The 16292-nt window shown below is 70.3% G+C and carries 9 protein-coding genes and 1 pseudogene; 6 read left to right on the forward strand and 4 right to left on the reverse strand.

Going from position 1 to position 16292, the window contains the following annotated elements; translation table 11 throughout:
* Positions 1 to 177: 177 nt before the first annotated feature.
* On the reverse strand, positions 178 to 1140 hold the full coding sequence (locus ABZ862_RS31005; RefSeq protein WP_360965381.1) for an alkaline phosphatase family protein: 963 nt from the start codon (positions 1138 to 1140) through the stop codon (positions 178 to 180).
* Between the two features lie 196 nt (positions 1141 to 1336).
* Between ABZ862_RS31005 and ABZ862_RS31010 the strand changes: the two genes are divergently transcribed.
* The gene (locus tag ABZ862_RS31010) at positions 1337 to 4333 is read left to right on the forward strand and encodes a bifunctional [glutamine synthetase] adenylyltransferase/[glutamine synthetase]-adenylyl-L-tyrosine phosphorylase (protein WP_360965269.1); all 2997 of its coding nucleotides are present in this window, start codon (positions 1337 to 1339) and stop codon (positions 4331 to 4333) included.
* A 431-nt stretch (positions 4334 to 4764) separates the two neighbouring features.
* Here ABZ862_RS31010 and ABZ862_RS31015 read toward each other — a convergent pair.
* Positions 4765 to 5607 (reverse strand): annotated as a pseudogene (locus ABZ862_RS31015) (phosphatase PAP2 family protein); the annotation flags it as partial.
* Between the two features lie 147 nt (positions 5608 to 5754).
* Positions 5755 to 6780, reverse strand: a complete 1026-nt coding sequence (locus ABZ862_RS31020; protein WP_360965272.1) for a LacI family DNA-binding transcriptional regulator — start codon at positions 6778 to 6780, stop codon at positions 5755 to 5757.
* Positions 6781 to 7211: 431 nt separating this feature from the next.
* Here ABZ862_RS31020 and ABZ862_RS31025 point away from each other — a divergent pair, with 431 nt between their 5' ends.
* From ABZ862_RS31025 to ABZ862_RS31045, 5 genes are all read left to right on the forward strand, one after another.
* The gene (locus ABZ862_RS31025; protein WP_360965275.1) at positions 7212 to 8486 is read left to right on the forward strand and encodes an extracellular solute-binding protein; all 1275 of its coding nucleotides are present in this window, start codon (positions 7212 to 7214) and stop codon (positions 8484 to 8486) included.
* A gap of 145 nt (positions 8487 to 8631) precedes the next feature.
* Positions 8632 to 9639, forward strand: a complete 1008-nt coding sequence (locus ABZ862_RS31030) for a sugar ABC transporter permease (protein ID WP_360965278.1) — start codon at positions 8632 to 8634, stop codon at positions 9637 to 9639.
* Between the two features lie 12 nt (positions 9640 to 9651).
* Positions 9652 to 10560 carry an ABC transporter permease subunit gene (locus ABZ862_RS31035; RefSeq protein ID WP_360965281.1) on the forward strand — a complete coding sequence of 303 codons (909 nt, stop codon included), beginning with the start codon at positions 9652 to 9654 and terminating at the stop codon, positions 10558 to 10560.
* A gap of 230 nt (positions 10561 to 10790) precedes the next feature.
* Entirely contained in the window at positions 10791 to 12530 is a 1740-nt protein-coding gene (locus ABZ862_RS31040; RefSeq protein ID WP_360965384.1) for a glycoside hydrolase family 13 protein, read from the forward strand.
* A 207-nt stretch (positions 12531 to 12737) separates the two neighbouring features.
* Positions 12738 to 14117: an alpha-amylase family protein gene (locus tag ABZ862_RS31045; RefSeq protein ID WP_360965284.1), complete on the forward strand. Its 1380-nt coding sequence runs from the start codon at positions 12738 to 12740 to the stop codon at positions 14115 to 14117.
* Between the two features lie 4 nt (positions 14118 to 14121).
* Here ABZ862_RS31045 and ABZ862_RS31050 read toward each other — a convergent pair whose 3' ends face one another.
* Positions 14122 to 16209 carry a carbohydrate-binding module family 20 domain-containing protein gene (locus tag ABZ862_RS31050; RefSeq protein WP_360965287.1) on the reverse strand — a complete coding sequence of 696 codons (2088 nt, stop codon included), beginning with the start codon at positions 16207 to 16209 and terminating at the stop codon, positions 14122 to 14124.
* Between the last annotated feature and the right edge of the window lie 83 nt (positions 16210 to 16292).

Here is a 16292-nt window from a genome sequence, read left to right on the forward strand (position 1 = left end):
TTCCACCGTGAAAGCTGCAAGAGAGGACTGAGTAGAGAAGTACGTAACGCGATTTTCGACGCACTCCTGGCGATCCGGACGAGGTTTTTCCGGGGGAGACGCCCGGTCTCCGTCCGGCTCGGGGCGAAGGGAAGGGTGCCGTCCTTCCGCTGGCGCCCCTCCCTGTGCACAGCGCCGTCAGGGCGTCCAGATGCCCGTGATGTCCTTACCGGAGGATGCCGCGCCCGCGTGGGTGGTGAGGCCCTGGGTGTCCTCCAGGGTGCGCAGGACGTCGTAGTGGGTGTACGTCGTCGAGGAGGACGAGCCCGGGGTGACCTGCTGGCCGTAGAGGACCGTCGGGATGCGGTTGCCGGTCAGGCCGTTGTCCTCGTCGAAGGTGACGACGAGCAGGCTGTTGTGGGTCTTAGCCCAGGTGGCGTACGCGCCGAGGTTGGTCTTGAGCCAGGTGTCGCCGGTGGCCACCGAGCAGTCGTGCATGTCGCTGCACAGGTTCGGGATCACGTACGACATCTGCGGCAGCGTCGTGTAGTCGGTGGGGAACTGGGCGAAGGTCTTCGCCGAGGAGGTGGGGACGTTGCTGAAGCCGAACCAGGGGTTGTGCTTCTGGGCGTAGGTGCCGCTGGTGCAGGTCGTGGAGCCCTGGCTCGGGAGTGACTCGTTGTAGCTGGCCCAGGTGCGGCCGGCGGCAAGGACCTCGGAGGCCAGGTTCGCGGCCGAGGAGAAGCCCGGCGTGACGCAGGCGTCGCCGGTGAGGCCCTGGGTGGAGCCGGAGAACATGGCGTAGTAGTTCGGCTGGCTCGGGTGGGTCACCCCGTACGCCTGGGTGAGGTCGGCGCCGCCGGACTTGAGGGAGTTGATGTAGGGGGCGCTGGAGGAGCCGATCACCTGGCTGTAGCCGTGGTTCTCGAAGACCACGACGACCACGTGGTCCGGGGCCGGTACGGCGGACGCCGCCGCGTGGGCGGGGCCGGCTCCGGTGAGGGCGCCGACGGCGGTCGCGGCGGCCGCCAGCGTGGCTGCCAGGGCGGCGCGGACACGGCGGTGCGCGGAGCGGGAGCGGGGACCTGCTGAAGTGCCGGGCACATCGACCTCCGGTGGGGGAAGCGCGGGTGGTGTGGTGCGGCGGTGCGGACTGAGCATGCTCACGCCAATCTTTCCCGGTTCCACGGCATCCAGCCCGTGGGATGAAGACCTGATGAACGCTACTCCGCCTGCTCCGCCCAGGGCTTCCCGGCGGCTCTGCGGATAGGCTCAGGGCCGTAGCACCTTGATCGGGCGGGCAGGACGGGCGGGCAGGACGGGCGTACCCGCACGACGCGGACAGCAGGAGGCCGGGATGACGGCGCCGGGGCGCAGGAGCAGTACCTTCACTCGGCTGCTGCGGCACGGTTTCACCGATCCGGCCGCCGCCGAGCGGCTGCTCGACAGCGCCGAGCTGATGCCCGTCCGCAGCGATCCCATCCTGCTGGAGGCCCTCGCCGCCACCGCCGACCCCGACCTCGCCCTGCGGGGCCTCGTACGGCTGCTGGAGGCCCAGCCCGGCCCCACCGACCGGCACGAACTGCTCGACACCCTCACCGCCGCCAAACCCCTGCGCGACCGGCTGCTCGGGGTGCTCGGCGCCTCCACCGCCCTCGCCGACCACCTCACCCGGCACTCCGGCGACTGGCGCGTCCTCGTCACCTACGAGCCGCGCGACCTGCACCCCGGCGTGGAGGAGTTCGAACGCGGGCTCGCCGAGGCCGGCGACCCCGTCGCCCTGCGTGTCGCCTACCGCCGCTGCCTGCTGTCCATCGCCGCCCGCGACGTGTGCGGCACCACCGACGTCGCCCAGTCCGCCGCCGAACTCGCCGACCTCGCCACCGCCACCCTGCGCGCCGCCCTCGCCATCGCCCGCGCCGACGCCCCCGACGCCGCCGAGATCTGCCGGCTCGCGGTCATCGCCATGGGCAAGTGCGGCGGCCACGAGCTGAACTACGTCTCCGACGTGGACGTCATCTTCGTCAGCGAGGCCGTCGAGGGCGCCGACGAGCGCAAGGCGCTGCACGCCGCCACCCGGCTCGCCGCCCACATGATGCGGATCTGCTCCGAGACCACCGTCGAGGGCACCATCTGGCCCGTCGACGCCAACCTCCGGCCCGAGGGCCGCAACGGACCCCTCGTACGCACCCTCTCCAGCCACCTCGCCTACTACCAGCGCTGGGCCAAGACCTGGGAGTTCCAGGCCCTCCTCAAGGCCCGCCCCGTCGCCGGAGACCTCGAACTCGGCGAGGAGTACGTCGCCGCCGTCGGCCCCCTCGTCTGGCAGGCCGCCGAACGCGAGAACTTCGTCACCGACGTGCAGAAGATGCGCCGCCGCGTCGTCGAGAACATCCCCGCCGCCGAGGTCGAGCGCGAACTCAAACTCGGGCCCGGCGGGCTGCGGGACGTCGAGTTCGCCGTCCAGCTGCTCCAGCTCGTGCACGGCCGCGCCGACGCCGGACTGCGCAGCGGCACCACCCTCGACGCCCTCCAGGCCCTCGCCGCCGGCGGCTACGTCGGCCGCGCCGACGCCGTCCAGCTCGACGACGCCTACCGCTTCCTGCGCTCCATGGAGCACCGCATCCAGCTCTACCGGCTGCGCCGCACCCACCTCGTCCCCGAGGACCAGGCCGACCTGCGCCGCCTCGGCCGCTCCCTCGGCCTGCGCACCGACCCCGTCGCCGAGCTGCAGCGCGAATGGCGCCGGCACAGCAGCGCCGTACGCCGGCTGCACGAGAAGCTCTTCTACCGCCCCCTCCTCGACGCCGTCGCCCAGCTCGCCCCCGGCGAGGCCCGCCTCAGCCCCGAGGCCGCCCGCGCCCGCCTCGTCGCCCTCGGCTACGCCGACCCCGCCGCCGCCCTGCGCCACATCGAGGCCCTCGCCTCCGGCGTCAGCCGCCGCGCCGCCATCCAGCGCACCCTGCTGCCCGTCCTGCTCGGCTGGTTCGCGGACTCCGCCGACCCCGACGCCGGACTCCTCAACTTCCGCAAGGTCTCCGACGCCCTCGGCAAGACCCCCTGGTACCTGCGCCTGCTGCGCGACGAGGGCGTCGCCGCCGAGAACCTCGCCCGCGTACTGTCCGCCGGACGCCTCGCCCCCGACCTCCTGCTGCGCGCCCCCGAGGCGGTCTCCCTGCTCGGCGACGGCGACGGCGGCGGCCTCGAACCGCGCGGCCGCGCCCAGCTGGAGCAGGAGATCGTCGCCGCCGTCGGCCGCGCCGGGAACGCCGGGCAGGCCGTCACCGCCGCACGCGGCGTCCGGCGGCGCGAGCTGTTCCGCACCGCCGCCGGCGACATCGTCGACTCCTACGGCACCGAGACCAAACCCGCCGAACCCGACCCGGGCGCCCTCGTCGACCGCGTCGGCGCCGCCGTCTCCGACCTCACCGCCGCCACCCTCGCCGGCACCCTGCGCGCCGTCGTCCAGGACGGCTGGGGGGAGGAGCTGCCCACCCGCTTCGCCGTCATCGGCATGGGCCGCTTCGGCGGCCACGAACTGGGCTACGGGTCCGACGCCGACGTCGTCTTCGTGCACGAACCCCGCGACGGCGTCGAGGAACGGGAGGCCGCCGAGGCCGCCAACAAGGTCGTCGCCGAGATGCGCCGCCTGCTCCAGGTGCCCAGCGCCGACCCGCCGCTGCTCATCGACGCCGATCTGCGGCCCGAGGGCAAGTCGGGGCCGATGGTCAGGACCCTCACGTCGTACGAGGCGTACTACCGCCGGTGGTCCCTGGTGTGGGAGTCGCACGCCCTGCTGCGCGCCGAGCCGGTCGGCGGGGACGAGGACCTGGGACGCCGGTTCGTCGAGCTCATCGACCCGCTGCGGTACCCGGCCCGGGGGCTCGGCGACGACGCGGTGCGGGAGATCCGGCGGCTGAAGGCCCGTATGGAGTCCGAGCGGCTGCCGCGCGGGGCCGACCCCAAACTGCACACCAAACTCGGACCCGGCGGGCTCTCCGACGTGGAGTGGACCGTGCAGCTGATGCAGCTGCGGCACGGGTGGGAGGTGCCGGGGCTGCGCACCACGCGGACGCGGGACGCGCTGCGGGCGGCGTGCGCGGCGGGGCTCGTGTCCGGCGAGGACGCGGAGGTGCTGGACGAGGCGTGGGTGCTCGCCACCCGGGTGCGCAACGCCGTGATGCTGGTCCGGGGGCGGGCGGGCGACACGTTTCCCTCCGACAGCCGGGAGCTCACGGCGGTGGGGCGGTACCTGGGGTACGAGGCGGGGCACGTGGGCGACATGCTGGACGCCTACCGGCGGGTCACACGGCGCGCGCGAGGGGTTGTGGAGGAGCGGTTCTACTCGGCGTAGTGCCCTGCGGGCGGCTCGGCCGTGTTCACGGTGCGGCGCCGTGGGGGCTGGTCGCGCCCCGCGGCGGAGCCGCATGTCGGCAGAGCCCCGCGCCCCTGGGGGTGGCTGGGGTGCGTGGTTCGGTGCGGCGCCGTCGCGGCCCCGTTACGTGGGCCTCACGGAGTCGGTCTGTCGCGTTCGGTCGAGGTGCCCGAGGTTCGGGGCTCCGGGTCGGGTGACTTCCAGGGGCGCGGGGAACTGCGCGACCAGCCCCCACGGCGCCGCAGCCGAAGTGCGAGCGACCCGTCCGGGGACGCACCGCGCCGCAGCCGAAGTGCGAGCGACCCGTCCGGGGACGCACCGCGCCGCAGCCGAAGTGCGAGCGACCCGTCCGGGGACGCACCGTGCCGCAGCCGGAGTCCGGGCGTCCCGTCGGGAGACACCCCGGTCGGGACTGCTCTCGGCAAGGCGTACGGGGTGGCCCCGTACCAGAGCCTCGCCACCGTGAAACCGAAGGTCAGGCAGAGGATGCCGCCCACCGCGTCCAGCCAGAAGTGGTTGGCCGTGGCCACGATGACGAGGAGGGTCGCCGCCGGGTAGAGGAGGCCCAGGACACGCGCCCAGGGGGCTTTCGCCAGGGCGAAGACGGTCAGGCCGCACCACAGGGACCAGCCGATGTGCATCGACGGCATCGCCGCGTACTGGTTCGAGACGTGTTTCAGGTCGCCGGAGGCCATCGAGCCCCAGGTCTGGTGGACCATCACCGTGTCGATGAAACGGGTGCCGGTCATCAGGCGGGGCGGGGCGAGCGGATACAGGTAGTAGCCGACGAGCGCCACGCCCGTCGTCGCGAACAGCACCGTGCGGGTGGCCGCGTAACGGCCCGGATGGCTGCGGTAGAGCCACGTCAGGACACCCAGCGTGATCACGAAGTGCAGTGTCGCGTAGTAGTAGTTCATGCCGACGATCAGCCAGGTCGCCGAGTTCACGGTGTGGTTGACCGACAGCTCCACGGCGATGCCGAGGTGGTGCTCGACGCTCCAGATCCAGTCCGCGTTGCGCAGCGCCTCGCCGCGCTGCTCGGGCACCGCGTTGCGGACGAGGGAGTACGTCCAGTAACTGACCGCGATCAGAAGGACCTCGAACCACAGCCGGGGGCGGCTCGGGCTGCGCAGCCGGGTGAGGAGCGAGGGCGGTGCGGACGGTTGCGGCGCACGCGCCGACATGGCCGCGGGGGGCTGTGGAACGGCCTCGTCACGGCCTTCCTGCGGCGGCGTCACGGTCGTTTTCCCCATGGGCACAAAGTCTGCCAGAAAAGCCCTCTCCCCCCGATCATCCCCTGGTCGGGTTCCGGTCGCACGTCCTACGGCGCAGGGAGGGTGCCGGGGTGCCGCCGTCCTCCTTGTGGACGACCCGGGGCGGCGCTGCGGGTCCCGTGCGCCTCACGCGCCCTTCGGCGCCGATGCCGTGGAACCCCGTACCACCAGTTCCGGCATGAACACGAACTCGCTGTGCGGGGCCGGCGTACCGCCGATCTCCTCCAGCAGCGTGCGCACCGCGGCCTGTCCCATCGCCGGGACCGGCTTGCGGACCGTCGTCAGGGGCGGGTCCGTGAACGCGATCAGCGGGGAGTCGTCGAAGCCCACCACGGAGAAGTCCCGCGGCACCTGGAGACCCCGCTGCCGGGCCGCGCGTATCGCGCCCAGCGCCATCATGTCGCTCGCGCACACCACCGCCGTGCAGGCCCGCTCGATGAGCGCCAGGGCGGCCGCCTGACCGCCTTCCAGGGTGTACAGCGAGTGCTGCACCAGACGCGACTCGACGTCGTCCGCCGACAGGCCCAGCTGGTCCTGCACCGCCCGGACGAACCCCTCGATCTTGCGCTGCACGGGCACGAACCGCTTCGGTCCGAGCGCCAGGCCGATCCGGGTGTGGCCCAGCGACACCAGATGCGTCACCGCCAGGGTCATCGCGGCCCGGTCGTCGGGGGAGATGAACGGCGCCTGCACCTTCGGCGAGAACCCGTCCACCAGGACGAACGGCACGCCCTGAGCCCGCAGCCGCTCGTAGCGCGTCATGTCGGCGGTGGTGTCGGCGTGCAGACCGGACACGTAGATGATGCCGGCGACCCCGCGGTCGACCAGCATCTCGGTCAGCTCGTCCTCGGTGGAGCCGCCCGGGGTCTGGGTGGCCAGCACCGGCGTGTAGCCCTGGCGGGTGAGCGCCTGCCCGATGACCTGCGCCAGGGCCGGGAATATCGGGTTCTCCAGCTCCGGGGTGATCAGGCCGACCAGACCCTCGCTGCGCTGGCGCAGCCGTACCGGACGCTCGTAGCCGAGCACGTCCAGCGCGGCCAGCACGGACTGGCGGGTGGTGGAGGCGACGCCCGGTTTGCCGTTCAGGACACGGCTGACGGTCGCTTCGCTCACCCCCGCCTGGGCGGCGATGTCCGCAAGCCGGATGGTCACAGAAGTGGACTGTACCGGCCGTGTCTCGCCCTGCCCACCGACCGGGCGCCGTGCGCGCCCGCGCGAACGGCCTGCTGAGGGTTGCTGCGTCATCGCGCTCCCTGGTCCTTCCGGTCGGAGTGGGCCACGCCTCGCAAGGGGATGGTCCTGTGCCTGAAACGTTCGGCAAGAGCTTGCAGAGTCTTGCACAAGTGTCCCACGGGCTGTCGGACAGCGGGGAATTCAGGTCACGCGGGGGTGGGGCGCAGGTCACGGCCGGGTAACTCTCACGTTTTCTTGCACTTTTTTGCTGCAAGACCTTTCGCGCCGCTTACATCGCTGTTACGTTCTCGTCGCCCGGCGGCGGCAACGGCGCGGTCGGCAAGTCAGCGGGAGCAGCGGACGGGGCTGCCTCCCGCAGCTACACGGGCTTTCACCCTCAAGGAGAGATCATGCGGCGTGGCATAGCGGCCGGTGCGGTTGTGGTGTCCCTCGCCCTCGCGGCGACGGCCTGCGGCGGAAGCGGCGACGACAGCGGCAAGGCCGACGGCCCGGTGACCATCACCTGGTGGGACACCTCCAACGCCACCAACGAGGCACCGACGTACAAGGCCCTCGTCAAGGAGTTCGAGGCCGCCCACAAGAACATCAAGGTCAAGTACGTCAACGTGCCCTTCGACCAGGCGCAGAACAAGTTCGACACGGCCGCCGGCTCCCAGGGCGCCCCGGACCTGCTGCGCTCCGAGGTCGGCTGGACCCCCGCGTTCGCCAAGAAGAGCTACTTCCTGCCGCTCGACGGCACCGAGGCACTCAAGGACAAGTCGCAGTTCAAGGCGAACCTGATCACGCAGGCCCAGTACGAGGGCAAGACCTACGGCGTCCCGCTGGTCACCGACACCCTCGCGCTGGTCTACAACAAGGCCCTGTTCAAGAAGGCCGGCATCACCGAGGCGCCCAAGACCTGGGACGAACTGAAGAGCGACGCCGCCAAGGTCAAGGCCAAGACCGGCGCCGACGGCTACTGGGGCTCCACCCAGGCGTACTACGCGCAGTGCTTCCTCTACGGCGAGGGCACCGACACCGTCGACGCCTCCGCGAAGAAGATCACCGTGAACTCCGACGCCGCCAAGAAGGCCTACGGCACCTGGCTCGGCACGTTCTCCGGCAAGGGCCTGCACAAGGCCGACACCACCGCCGACGCCTACGCCCACATCCAGGACGCGTTCGTCAACGGCAAGGTCGCCGCGATCATCCAGGGCCCGTGGGAGATCACCAACTTCTACAAGGGCTCGGCGTTCAGCGACAAGTCGAACCTTGGCATCGCCACCGTCCCGGCCGGCTCCACCGGCAAGGCGGGCGCCCCGACCGGCGGCCACAACCTCTCCGTCTACGCCGGCTCGGACAAGGCCCACCAGGCCGCTGCGCTGACGTTCGTCAACTTCATGACCTCCGCGAAGTCCCAGGCGACCATCGCGCTGAAGAACTCCACGCTGCCCACCCGTGACGACGCGTACACCGCCGAGGTCAAGGCCGACCCGGGCATCGCCGGCTACCAGGGCGTGCTCGCCGCCGCCCAGCCCCGCCCGGCCCTGCCCGAGTACAGCTCCCTGTGGGGTCCGCTCGACACCGAACTGCCGAAGGTCGCCGGCGGCAAGGAGTCCCTGGACCAGGGTCTGAGCAACGCCGAGGTCGCCATCCAGAAGCTGGTCCCCGACTTCAGCAAGTGAGCCCCGACGGTGGCCGCCGGATCTCCGCTTCGTGGGGGGAGAGATCCGGCGGCCACCGCCCGTGGCCACCCGGCTGCGGCCACCGCCCGTGGCCGGTGCCCGGCCCCTTCCCACCACCCCAGACCTCCGAGAAGGTTGTCGAACCATGACAGTCGCCATCGACCGCGCGACCGGCAAGCGCCGCGGTGACAGCGCGCCTCGCCCCGGGCTGGGCCGGCGCCTCAGGCACGGCTACCAGAAGCACTGGTACGCCTATGTGATGATCGCCCCGGTGGTGGTCGTCCTCGGCGTCCTCGTGATCTACCCCCTGATCTACGGCCTCTGGCTCACGCTCACCGACGCCAACAGCCTCAACACGGCCCGCACCATCGGCGTCAACCACATCGACGCGACGTACAAGTTCATCGGGCTCGACAACTACAAGGACATCCTCTTCGGGCCGACGTCCTACGACCGCTTCTGGTCGCACTTCCTGTGGACGATCGTCTGGACCGCCCTCTGCGTCACCCTGCACTACACCCTCGGCCTGGGCCTCGCGCTCATGCTCAACCAGCAGAACCTGCGCGGCCGCACCCTCTACCGGCTGATCCTGATCCTGCCGTGGGCCGTGCCCACCTTCGTCACGGTGTTCGGCTGGCGCTTCATGCTCGCCGACGGCGGCATCATCAACTCCGCCCTCGACTTCCTGCACCTGCCGGCACCCCTGTGGCTCGAGGACACCTTCTGGCAGCGGTTCGCCGCCATCATGGTCAACACCTGGTGCGGCGTGCCGTTCATGATGGTCTCCCTGCTGGGCGGCCTGCAGTCCATCGACTCCACCCTCTACGAGGCCGCCGAGATGGACGGAGCCAGTGCCTGGCAGCAGTTCCGCCACGTCACCCTGCCCGGTCTCAGGTCCGTCAGCTCCACCGTCGTCCTGCTCGGCATCATCTGGACCTTCAACCAGTTCGCCGTCATCTTCCTGCTCTTCGGCAACACCGCGCCCGACGCGCAGATCCTGGTCACCTGGGCGTACTACCTCGGCTTCGGACAGCAGCCGCGTGACTTCGCACAGTCCGCCGCCTACGGCATCCTGCTGCTGGCCATCCTGATCGTCTTCACCTCCTTCTACCGCCGCTGGCTGAACCGCAACGAGCAGCAGCTCGCGATCTGAGGCAGGACTCCCATGACCACCACCACCGTAGAGACCCCCGCACCCGCGGCCGGGCCGGCCCCCGCCGGCGCCCCCCGCAAGCAGCGCGGACGCGGCCGGCGCGGCCCCCTCGCCTCCCTCGCCTCCCACGGCGTGCTCACCGTGGCGGCGCTGACCGCGCTCTTCCCGATCGCCTGGCTGGTCTTCCTGTCCCTCGGACCGGACAAGGACGACTACCTCCACCCGGGCGGCATCTGGAAGAAGATGACGTTCGACAACTACAGCTTCGTCCTCGGGCACACGAACTTCTTCTACTGGATGAAGAGCTCGCTGATCGTCTCCCTGGGCACCACCCTCATCGGGGTGATGGTCGCCGCCACCACCGGCTACGCCGTCTCCCGGATGCGCTTCCCCGGCTACCGGAAGCTCATGTGGGTCCTGCTGGTCACCCAGATGTTCCCGATCGCCGTGCTCATCGTGCCGATGTACCAGATCCTGTCGGACCTGCGGCTCATCGACAGCTACCTCGGCCTGATCCTCGTCTACTGCTCCACCGCCGTGCCCTACAGCGCCTGGCTGCTCAAGGGCTACTTCGACACGATCCCCTTCGAGATCGACGAGGCGGGACGCGTCGACGGCCTCAGCCCCTTCGGCACCTTCGTGCGGCTCATCCTGCCGCTCGCCAAACCCGGTCTCGCCGTCGCCGCCTTCTACAACTTCATCACCGCCTTCGGCGAGGTCGCCTTCGCCTCCACCTTCATGCTGGACGACACGAAGTACACCTTCGCCGTCGGCCTGCAGAGCTTCGTCAGCGAGCACGACGCCCAGCGCAACCTCATGGCCGCCACCGCCGTCCTCGTCGCGATACCCGTCTCCGTGTTCTTCTACCTCGTGCAGAAGAACCTGGTGACCGGCCTGACGGCAGGCGGCACGAAGGGGTGAACCCCCTGCCTCCGAGGGCTCCCGCGCGCCTCCGCGCGCGGGTGGCGGCCGCGGTGTCCCCCCGGTTCTACTGACCGGGGGACCACAACACCCCGCCGGCACCGCGGCCGCCTCGCACACCCCGCGCGGCGACGCCACCCCGGACCGACCCCGGCCCGCACCCGCAGCCGTACACCCGCAGCCGTATGCAAGCCCCCATGACCCGAACCGAGTTACGCATCAAGGAAGCCATGAGCCAGCAGCAGTCCGCCGCCCCGGCACCGCAGTCCGCCGTCGCCACCGTCGCCCAACGCCGCGACTGGTGGCGGGACGCGGTGATCTACCAGGTCTATCCGCGCAGCTTCGCCGACAGCAACGGCGACGGCATGGGCGACCTGGAAGGTGTGCGCTCCAGACTCCCCTACCTGCGCGACCTCGGCGTGGACGCCGTGTGGCTGAGCCCGTTCTACGCCTCGCCGCAGGCCGACGCCGGCTACGACGTCGCGGACTACCGCGCCGTCGACCCCATGTTCGGCACCCTCCTCGACGCCGACGCGCTGATCCGCGACGCCCACACGCTGGGCCTGCGCATCATCGTCGACCTCGTCCCCAACCACTCCTCCGACCAGCACGAATGGTTCAAGCGGGCGCTCGCCGAAGGAACCGGCTCCGCGTCGCGCGACCGCTACCACTTCCGGCCCGGCAAGGGGAAGAACGGCGAACTGCCGCCCAACGACTGGGAGTCCATCTTCGGCGGCCCCGCCTGGACCCGGGTCACCGAACCCGACGGCACCCCGGGCGAGTGGTACCTGCACCTCTTCGCCCCGGAGCAGCCCGACTTCAACTGGGAACACCCCGCCGTCGGCGACGAGTTCCGCTCCATCCTGCGCTTCTGGCTCGACATGGGCGTCGACGGCTTCCGGATCGACGTCGCCCACGGCCTGGTCAAGGCGGCGGGACTGCCCGACCTCGGCAGCCGGGACCAGGTGAAGCTGCTGGGCAACGATGTCATGCCGTTCTTCGACCAGGACGGCGTCCATACGATCTACCGGCAGTGGCGGCACATCCTCGACGAGTACAGCGGAAAGGGGAAAGGGCCCGAAGGGCCTTCGTCAGAAGGGCGGGGGCGGGAGACGGGTGGGCGGATCTTCGTCGCCGAGGCGTGGACCCCGACCGTGGAGCGCACCGCGCACTACGTCCGCGCCGACGAGCTCCACCAGGCCTTCAACTTCCAGTACCTGAGCACCGCCTGGGACGCGGAGGAGCTGCGCGTCGTCATCGACCGCACCCTGGACGCCATGCGCCCGGTCGGCGCCCCGGCCACCTGGGTGCTCTCCAACCACGACGTCACCCGCCACGCCACCCGCTTCGCCAACCCGCCCGGCCTCGGCACCCAGATCCGCACCGCCGGTGACCGTGACCTCGGACTGCGCCGCGCCCGCGCCGCCACCCTCCTCATGCTGGCGCTGCCCGGCTCCGCCTACGTCTACCAGGGTGAGGAACTCGGACTGCCCGACGTCACCGACCTGCCCGACGAGGTCCGCCAGGACCCCGCCTACTTCCGCGGCGCGGGCCAGGACGGCTTCCGCGACGGCTGCCGGGTCCCCATCCCCTGGACGCGCGAGGGCAGTTCGTACGGCTTCGGCGCCGGCGGCAGCTGGCTCCCGCAGCCGGACAGCTGGGCCGGACTGAGCATCGAGGCCCAGACCGGCGTCCCCGGCTCCACCCTCGAGCTGTACCGCACCGCTCTCGCCGCCCGCCGCGCCCACCCGGACCTCGGCGCCGGCGACGGCGTGGAGTGGCTCAAGGCCCCCGAGGGCGTCCTCGCCTTCCGGCGCGGGGAGTTCGTGTGCGTGGCCAACACCGGCGGCGAGTCGGTGATCGTCCCCTCCTACGGCCGGGTGCTGCTCGCCAGCGACGAGACCGCCGAGACCACGGGCGGCGAGACGAAACTGCCCGCGGACACCACGGTCTGGTGGACGACCGCCTGACAAACCGGCCAACCGGGCAGTGAAGGCCCGGCGTCGCACGTTCTTTCAACAATCCCGCACCGGCCCGCTGTCTTTCCGGACAGCGGGCCTCTAACATCTGGCCACTGCAAAGGTTTCAGAAACATTGCAGAAAGAGTCTGCGGGTGTGCGGAAGGTGATCAACGGCCTTCGGCGCGCCCGGCCTTCGATAGAGAAGGAAACCCCCACATGTCCAGAAGAAGCAGAATCGCCGCGGGCGGCCTCGCGCTCGCCGCCGCGGCGGCGGTGGCGATCCCCTTCACCGCCCAGGGCTCCCCGCCCGGCACCAAGGACGTCACCGCCGTCCTCTTCGAGTGGAACTTCGCCTCGGTCGCCAAGGAGTGCACCAACACCCTCGGTCCCGCCGGTTACGGCTACGTCCAGGTCTCGCCGCCCGCCGAGCACATCCAGGGCTCGCAGTGGTGGACGTCGTACCAGCCGGTCAGCTACAAGATCGCCGGCCGGCTCGGCGACCGTGCCGCCTTCCAGAGCATGGTGAACACCTGCCACGCGGCGGGCGTGAAGGTCGTCGCCGACTCCGTGATCAACCACATGTCGGCCGGCAGCGGCACCGGCACCGGCGGCTCCTCGTACACCAAGTACGACTACCCCGGCCTGTACTCGTCGTACGACTTCGACGACTGCACCTCGAAGATCAGCAACTACGCCGACCGCTGGAACGTCCAGCACTGCGAACTGGAAGGGCTCGCCGACCTCGACACCGGCGAGGAGTACGTCCGCAAGACCATCGCCGGCTACCTCAACGACCTCCTGAGCCTCGGTGTCGACGGCTTCCGGATCGACGCCGCCAAGCACATCCCCGCCGAGGACCTCGCCGACATCAAGTCCCGGCTGACGAAACCTTCCGCCTACTGGAAGCAGGAGGTCATCTACGGCTCGGGCGAGGCCGTCCAGCCCACCGAGTACACCGGCACCGGCGACGTCCAGGAGTTCCGCTACGCCTACGACCTCAAGCGGGTCTTCAACAGCGAGAACCTCGCCTATCTGAAGAACTACGGCGAGGCCTGGGGGTATCTGGGCAGCTCGTCCGCCGCCGTCTTCGTCGACAACCACGACACCGAGCGCAACGGCTCCACCCTCGACTACAAGGACGGCGCCACCTACACCCTGGCCAACGTCTTCATGCTGGCCTGGCCCTACGGCGCCCCCGACATCAACTCCGGCTACGAGTGGTCGGACAAGGACGCCGGACCGCCCAACGGCGGCCAGGTGAACGCCTGCTGGCAGGACGGATGGAAGTGCCAGCACGCCTGGCCCGAGATCAGGTCGATGGTCGCCTTCCGCAACGCCACCCGCGGCGAGGCCGTCACGAACTGGTGGGACGACGGCAACGACGCGATCGCCTTCGGGCGGGGCGCCAAGGGCTACGTCGCCGTCAACCACGAGACGAGCAGCCTGACCCGCACCTACCAGACGTCGCTGCCGGCCGGCTCGTACTGCAACGTGCAGAACAGCACCACGGTGACGGTGAACTCCGGCGGTCAGTTCACCGCCACCCTGGGCGCGGACACGGCGCTCGCGATCTACACCGGCAAGTCGAGCTGCTGAGGCCCTACTTCCAGGTGTCGCTCGTCGTGTAGCCGCTCGCCGAACCGGTCGTGTACGACCGGTTCGTGCCGGACTCCCAGGTCACGTTCCCGGAGCCGTCCTTCTTGATGTACTTGTACGTGAAGGCCGTGCTCCTGGGGACGATGACCAGCTTGCTCCAGGTCGGGTACGAGGCCGAGGAGAGCGGGATCGCGTCGCCCGTGTTCCAGGACCCGAGCGACGCGATCGACCCGACGACGTAGACGTTGGTGCCCCAGTCGGTCGTCGCGTACTCGTTGAAGGTCACGTCGGTCGCGTCGGCGTCCGCCACGTTCCAGGAGTTGTTCAGCGAGATCGCCGAAGCGGTCGTCGTGGCCGACCGGTTGGCGTTGGACTCCCAGGTCACGTTCCCGGAGCTGTCCTTCTTGATGTACTTGTACGTGAACGAGGTGTTGATCGGCACGCTCGCCTCGCCCGACCAGACCGGGTAGCCGGCGGACGACAGCGCGACGGCCTTCGAGGTGTCCCAGGCGCCCAGCGCCGCGACGGAGCCGACGACGTAGACGTTGGTGCCGGAGGTGGTCGGGGCGTACTCGTCGAAGGTGGCGCTCACCGTCGAGGTGGAGCCGCCGCCCCCGCCGCCCGTACCGCCGCAGCCCACCGTGCAGGTGTAGGAGGCGTTGAAGAAGGCGACCGCGCTCTTCGCCGGCACGGTGATCGACGCGCTGCCGCCCGACACCGTCACGGTGGACGCGCCGCCGTCGATCACGTTCTTGTACGTGCCGTCGGCCATCCCCGTGGTGTAGGTGTAGGTGGCCGCCGAGGAGCCGTTGTTGAGGGCGATGAAGCCCGCTCCGCTGCGGCCGAAGCCGATGACGCTCGAGGACTTGGTCTGCCAGTCGGACACGGCGGCGGAGCCCGCGGCGTTGTGCCAGGCCACCATGCCGACCACCGCGGTGTCCCGGTCCAGGCAGTACCAGCTGCCGGAGCAGTCGGTGTTCGTGACGAACCCGGCGGAGTTCGGCGGTGCCTGGTCGCTCTGGGTCCACTCCCAGCTGGCGTACACCGTCGGCGTCGACCACTTGTAGGCGAGCTGGAAGAGGTTGGCCAGCCGGTAGGTGTCGCCGTCCTTGTAGGACATGTGCAGGCCGTTGCGCTCGGTGTCGTGGTTGGTCACGAAGGACACCGAGTTGGCGGCCGGCAGGATGCCGCTGCTCCCGATCGAGGAGAGGTCGGAGACGTTGCCCTGGAAGGCCGACTTGAGCTTGCTCGCGTAGGTGAAGTCGAGGACGTCACCGGAGGCGTAGTAGTCCGAGGGCTGCGGGGTGGAGCCCGGGTAGATCTCCTGGAAGACGAACGGCGCCGTGCCGGACGTGGTGTTCGTCAGCTTCGACTCGACGGCCGCGAGGTCCGCCTCCGGGATGTGCTTGGCGGCGTCCACCCGGAAGCCGTCCACGCCGAGGGCGAGTTGCGAGTTGAGGAAGTTCGCGATGCCCGTCCGGACGTTGTCCGAGCCGGTCTTCAGGTCGGGCAGGCCCAGCAGTTCGCAGTTCTGGACCTGGGTGAGGTTCGAGTAGTCCTGGATGGTGAGGTCGGAGGTCGGGCAGGACGACGAGTCGTGGTAGTCGGCCCGGTCCCACTCGGGGGTGTCGTACTTGCTGGTGAGGGTGGTGCCGTTGTAGCCGGTGCCGGTCTGCGCGGCGGTGTGGTTGATCACCGCGTCCGTGTAGACCTTCACACCCGCCGCGTGGCAGGTGCTGACCATGGACGCGAACTTCGCCGCCGAGCCGAAGCGGGAGTTCAGGTCGTACGAGTACGGCTGGTAGACGTCCCACCAGTAGTAGTTCGTCTGCTTGAGCGACTCGGCGGGCGGGGCGACCTGGACGGCGCCGTAACCGGCCGGGCCCAGGATGTTCGTGCACTCCGAGGCGACGGAGTCCCAGTTCCACTCCCACAGGTTGGCGATCACGTCGTTCTTCACCGTGGTGTCCGCCCGGGCGGGTGCCGCGGGCAGGGCCACCGCCCCGGCCAGGGCGAGGGCACCGGCGGCGAGGGCGGTCGCGGTGCGGCGGAGTGCTCCGGGCGGTTTCGGCAGCGGTCGTGCTCTGGTCATGTGCGGCTCCGGAAGGGCGGGTTGTCGAGGTGACGGCTGTCAACAACCCGTGAGGGTGCGCCCCTTGAGAAGGACACGTCAAG

This window comes from Streptomyces sp. NPDC047000, from assembly GCF_040644295.1.
GTDB lineage: Bacteria > Actinomycetota > Actinomycetes > Streptomycetales > Streptomycetaceae > Streptomyces.

Excerpts from the sequence above, each read along its gene's own strand:
- ABZ862_RS31045 (WP_360965284.1), top strand. The coding sequence starts at position 12,738 with ATGTCCAGAAGAAGCAGAATCGCCGCGGGCGGCCTCGCGCTCGCCGCC.
- ABZ862_RS31040 (WP_360965384.1), top strand. The coding sequence starts at position 10,791 with ATGAGCCAGCAGCAGTCCGCCGCCCCGGCACCGCAGTCCGCCGTCGCC.
- ABZ862_RS31030 (WP_360965278.1), top strand. The coding sequence starts at position 8,632 with ATGACAGTCGCCATCGACCGCGCGACCGGCAAGCGCCGCGGTGACAGC.
- ABZ862_RS31005 (WP_360965381.1), bottom strand. The coding sequence starts at position 1,140 with ATGCTCAGTCCGCACCGCCGCACCACACCACCCGCGCTTCCCCCACCG.
- ABZ862_RS31010 (WP_360965269.1), top strand. The coding sequence starts at position 1,337 with ATGACGGCGCCGGGGCGCAGGAGCAGTACCTTCACTCGGCTGCTGCGG.
- ABZ862_RS31035 (WP_360965281.1), top strand. The coding sequence starts at position 9,652 with ATGACCACCACCACCGTAGAGACCCCCGCACCCGCGGCCGGGCCGGCC.
- ABZ862_RS31025 (WP_360965275.1), top strand. The coding sequence starts at position 7,212 with ATGCGGCGTGGCATAGCGGCCGGTGCGGTTGTGGTGTCCCTCGCCCTC.
- ABZ862_RS31050 (WP_360965287.1), bottom strand. The coding sequence starts at position 16,209 with ATGACCAGAGCACGACCGCTGCCGAAACCGCCCGGAGCACTCCGCCGC.